The 4,510-nt window shown below is 69.0% G+C and carries 6 protein-coding genes; 1 reads left to right on the top strand and 5 read right to left on the bottom strand.

What is annotated here, in order from left to right; translation table 11 throughout:
• Positions 1-13 precede the first annotated feature (13 nt).
• A complete protein-coding gene (locus ACFVIV_RS02775) occupies positions 14-478 on the top strand; it encodes a hypothetical protein (RefSeq protein ID WP_379193023.1) in 465 nt (154 codons plus the stop codon).
• Positions 479-489: 11 nt separating this feature from the next.
• On the opposite strand, the gene ACFVIV_RS02770 is transcribed toward ACFVIV_RS02775, so the two are convergent.
• From ACFVIV_RS02770 to ACFVIV_RS02750, 5 genes are all read right to left on the bottom strand, one after another.
• Complete coding sequence (locus ACFVIV_RS02770; protein ID WP_379193114.1) at positions 490-1,359, bottom strand: RNA polymerase sigma-70 factor; 870 nt, start codon at positions 1,357-1,359, stop codon at positions 490-492.
• Positions 1,360-1,708: 349 nt separating this feature from the next.
• A complete protein-coding gene (locus ACFVIV_RS02765; RefSeq protein WP_379193022.1) occupies positions 1,709-2,938 on the bottom strand; it encodes a hypothetical protein in 1,230 nt (409 codons plus the stop codon).
• Entirely contained in the window at positions 2,935-3,252 is a 318-nt protein-coding gene (locus ACFVIV_RS02760; protein WP_379193021.1) for a type VII secretion target, read from the bottom strand. The genes ACFVIV_RS02765 and ACFVIV_RS02760 overlap by 4 nt, the downstream gene beginning before the upstream one ends.
• A 118-nt stretch (positions 3,253-3,370) precedes the next feature.
• Positions 3,371-3,715, bottom strand: coding sequence for a hypothetical protein (locus ACFVIV_RS02755; protein ID WP_379193020.1), 345 nt, complete (start codon positions 3,713-3,715; stop codon positions 3,371-3,373).
• Positions 3,716-3,731: 16 nt separating this feature from the next.
• Positions 3,732-4,508, bottom strand: a complete 777-nt coding sequence (locus ACFVIV_RS02750) for an ESX secretion-associated protein EspG (RefSeq protein ID WP_379193019.1) — start codon at positions 4,506-4,508, stop codon at positions 3,732-3,734.
• Positions 4,509-4,510 lie beyond the last annotated feature (2 nt).

Below are 4,510 nucleotides of genomic sequence, written 5' to 3'. Positions count from 1 at the left end.
AATGAGGAACCGCATGCCCCCGGCATCCACTCAGGCCGCCGTCCGTGCAGGACTGCTCGGGCACTTCACCGAGACCCTGCGCGCCCTGCCCGCCGGACTGTCCCTGGTCCTGTATCACCCCGAACTCCCCAAAGCGGGCCTGCACCAAGGCGTCAACCTCCCCTGGGACGCCGCCGATCCGGACAACCTCCTGGAGTTCTTCGACATCCGCTACTGGATGCTCGGCACCACCCCCGACACCTCCGACCACTACTTCGACCTGATCATGCAGATCTGGTCCGCCCGGGGCTGGCCCACCGAGACCCGCGGCGACGCCCGCCCCCGCACCGGCTACACCCGCACCCCCGACGGCTACGGCCTCACCATCACCCAGAGCATCAACGGCTACCTCAGCATGGCCGGCTCGACCCCCGCCTTCGAGCCCGACTCCGACGAAGGCACCCCCATGCCCCGCCAGATCGACCACCCTGCCCGATAACCTCGGCCCTTTCAGGCTCGGGTGAGGGGGATGGGGGTGCTCAGGTGGGCGAGTTTGTGCGGGTTGCGGACCGAGTAGAGGTGGGTGATCCGGCCGGATTCGATCACCAGGCTGATGGTGGAGTCGTATTCGCCGTCCGGGTCCACGCGGAGGGCGGGCGCTCCGTTGATCCATACGGATGCGACGGTCACGCCGGGGGCGAAGTGCGGGAAGCGGGCCAGCATTCGGGCAATGCGCAGCGCTCCCTCGAGCGGGTGCGGGAAAGCCTGGGCAAGGCCGCCGCCGTCCGCTACCGCGACCACGTCGGGGGCGAGGACATCGAGCAGTGCCCGGAGGTCTCCGGTGACCATGGCCGAGCGGAATTGGGCTACGACAGCCTCTTGTTCGGCGCGACTCACCTCCATGCGGGGGCGGCGGGCGGCGACGTGCTCGCGGGCGCGGTGCGCGATCTGGCGGACCGCGGCCACGGATTTGTCCAGGGCGCCGGCGATTTCGTCGTAGGGGGCGTCGAACACCTCGCGCAGGACGAAGACCGCGCGCTCGGTGGGGCCCAGGGTTTCGAGCACCGTGAGCATGGCGATCGACACGCTCTCCGCGAGTTCGACGTCCTCCGCCACATCGGGACTGGTCAGCAGCGGCTCCGGAAGCCACTCCCCCACATAGGATTCGCGCCGCCGCGCCAGGGTGCGAATGCGGTTGAGGGACTGCCGGGTCACGGTGCGCACCAGATAGGCGCGCGGGTCCCGGATTTCGGCGCGGTCGACATCGGCCCACCGCAGCCAGGTTTCCTGCACCACGTCGTCGGCGTCGGCGGCGGAGCCGAGGCCCTCGTTGTGGGCGTGGAAGTAGCCGTAGTCCAGGCACCAGCTGCAACCGATCATGGAGGCGACGGCCATGTGGGCGAGCGACTTCAGGCCGGGGTCGGCCTTGTTCCACTTCTGGGCCTTGCGACCGTAGCGGCTGGAGTCCATGAGCACCGCGGGGTGATGCCACATCACCGCCAGCGGATCGGGCACCCTGCCGAACATTCTGCGGGCGGCGATCTTCATCAGGGTCGCGCGGAATCCGGTGAACTCGGCCTTGGGGATACGGAGTGTGCCGGTCATATCTGCTCCTTCACAGGTGGCTCGATATGTAGACACCGCCCGGCCCCGACGTGTGACATCCGCATACGGCGCAGCGCCGCACGTGTGTGGGCACGTGCGGCGCTGCGGAGTGAGAATCCGGCCGCTAGGTGGTGGTCTTCGGGGTGGCCGCGCCGACCGCGCCGACCACCGGCACACCGGTATTGCCGAGTTCGCCGACGACCTCGTCACCGTGTTCGGCGGTGACCAGCTCGGTCCGCACTTCGGTGTCGGATTCGTCGATACCGCCGCGGTGGTGCATGCCCGCGCCCATGGGCGGAACCATGCCGCCGGGGCCCATGGCGGTGGAGTTGCGGGGTGTGGACACCGGCTCGGCCACGGGGGCCGGAGTCGAGGTGCCGGCCGGGACGGTGCGCGCGCCGGTCCACTGGCTCAGGGGTGCGGCGCCCGCGATCGCGCCGAGGGGGACGCCCGCGCCGCCGGCGCCGAGGCCGCCGTCGAAGGGCTGGTCGACGGAGACCTCTTCGACCGGGGTGTCGACGGTCTGCTCGGCCGCGATGGATTCCAGTGTCTGCTGGACGGTTTGAGCGCCGGTGGTGGCGGCGCTCATGAGCGGGGAGAGCATGCCCAGAATCTGGGTGACCTGAGAGAGGGAATCGACGCCGTCGGGGGCGTTGGTGACGTCCACCTTCTCGCCCGCCTTGGTCATCTCGGCGCTCTTCACGGTCAGGTCCGCGCGCGTCACGCCGACGACGGCCATTGCCTCGGCGGCGGTTTCACTCGCCATGGACAGCAGGAAGACCTGACCCGGCGGGGTCGCCAGGAACGGGGCCGAGATGGTGAGGGCCGTGACGAACTTGGTGATGATGGCCGTCATCTGCGCCGCGCCGGTGGCCACCGTGCCCGCGGCGCCCGCGAGAACCGTTTTCTCCTGCACGTTCTGGGCTTGCAGCTGTGCCGCATTCGTCGCCGCGGCGGCGCCCTTCTCGGCCGCGCCGGTCGCGCCCTGACCCGACCACTGCTGGGAGGCCAGCGACATGACCGACTGCGCGATGGACATGATCGTGGTCAGCGCCGTCGAGACGCCTTCCAGGGCCTTCGACGGATCGATGCCCTGGCCGATCTGACCGAGCTGGCCGGTGCCGAACGAGGCGGCGATATCGGTGAGCGGGCGGGTCAGCGCACTCAGGTCGATCACCGGGAGCGGGGGCAGCTCCGGCAGCGGCGGCACGGACGGGAGCTGCGGCAGTGCGGGCAGCCCCATCTCGCGCAGGATGTCATTGATCGGGCGGTCCAGCGCCGGACCCAGTGCCGTCCCGCGCAGCACCTCGGAAACAGCTATGTCGAGCGGCCCCTGCCCGGACGGCGTCGTCATAGCTCCTTCGCGTGCGCGACGAAGTTGGCGCCGGAGTGGCCGTCGACGCCCTCGTAGGTGGCGGCGGCCTCGTAGGCGGTGAGCGCGGTGCCGGCGTGCACGGCGGCCAGTTCCGCGGTCGAGGCGTAGTGGTTGCCCTGGGCGGCGGCGAAACTCAGCAGGAAGTCCTGGCCGATCAGGCCGAAGACCGGGACGACCGCGGCGACGGTGGCCGCGGTGTCGACCGAGGCGGCGGTGGCCACCGTGGAAGCGATCGCGGCGTTCGCCGCGCCGTACTGACGGATCGCGTCGGGTGTTGCAAGGACGTGGCTCATGATTCCCCCATCAGGAAGATCAATTCGAAATGAACTATACAGAGCGAAGATTCGCCTCGTATAGGAAAAACTTCACCAACTCGCCGTTGGGCCGGTGAACACAGGGTTGACGCCCGGATCAGATAGGACGCAGCCAGCTGTCCGGTTCGGTCTCGTAATCCTGCTCCTCCACATATTCCTGCCGCGTCACCTCCTCCACGGTGGGAAGTCCGGTGAGCGCCAGCATCTCCGGCGCCAACCCGGCCGCCTGCAACTGCGCCCGCCGCTCCAACCCCGCCCGGTTGGCGGCCTGCTTGCACAGCCGCAGAATCTCCGCGGCCAGCGGCGCGGTATCCCCGCGCAGCTGATCGCGCTCCACTTCCAGGGCGATCGGCAGGCCGACCTCCGTGGTGGTCACCACCACCGCACCGGTCCGCGACGCGACGGTGAACTCGGTCGGGAACGGGACGTCATCGATCTTCATTGCCGTACCTGCCTTCTCACTCGTCCTCGAGAGCCATGATGACCTCGGAGATGCGGGTGTTCACGGTGGAGACCATGACATTGCGGTCGGCCGGGGAGGCGACCGGCGGGTGGTCGCCGGTGACGACATAGCGGCCGTCATCGGCCACATCCCGCCATTCCACCCGATGCCGGGTGATGCCGCGCGGGCCGAATCGCGAATGTCCCTGCACCACATCGATGGTGCCCACGCTCGGCGCGGGCGCGGCGAGGAAGTCGGCGGCGCGGTTGACGACCGTGCCCTCCATGGTTTCGTGGGCCAGGGAAAGGCCGTAGCCGTAATCGAATTCCTCGGTGTGCTCGGGTTCGGCGAGCACGATATCGCGCCCCCGGCCCGCAGCGGTCTCCGGCAGCCCGGAGACGACCTCGCCCGCCAGCTCGTTGGCATAGCACTCGGTGACCGTGAAACCGGTGCTGTGCCGGTAGGTTTCGCCCGGTTGCTGGGTCACCAGATAGCCCAGCTCACCGTGGCGTACGCCGAGCATGCGGATGCTCGCATCCGGGGCGGTCCGATCGCGGCCGTCCCAGCCGTGCACCTCCACCAGCACATCCGGGGTGCGGAGCGCGTACATGACCTCCGCGAAATCGGGATCGCGGTCGCGCAGGGCGTCTTTGGCGCGTTCCATATTCGCGAGGTGGTCGTCCCACCACTCGGTGCGGCTGGCGAAGATCAGCGGCTTCGGCAGGAACTCCGCACCGGTTTCCTCCCAGAGCGCCAGGAATTCCAGATCGGTGAAAGTCCAGGATCGACCCATCG

The sequence above is a fragment of the Nocardia sp. NPDC127526 genome, from assembly GCF_042672265.1.
In the GTDB taxonomy this organism is placed as follows: Bacteria; Actinomycetota; Actinomycetes; order Mycobacteriales; family Mycobacteriaceae; genus Nocardia.
This window is presented reverse-complemented; position numbering and strand designations above follow the sequence as displayed.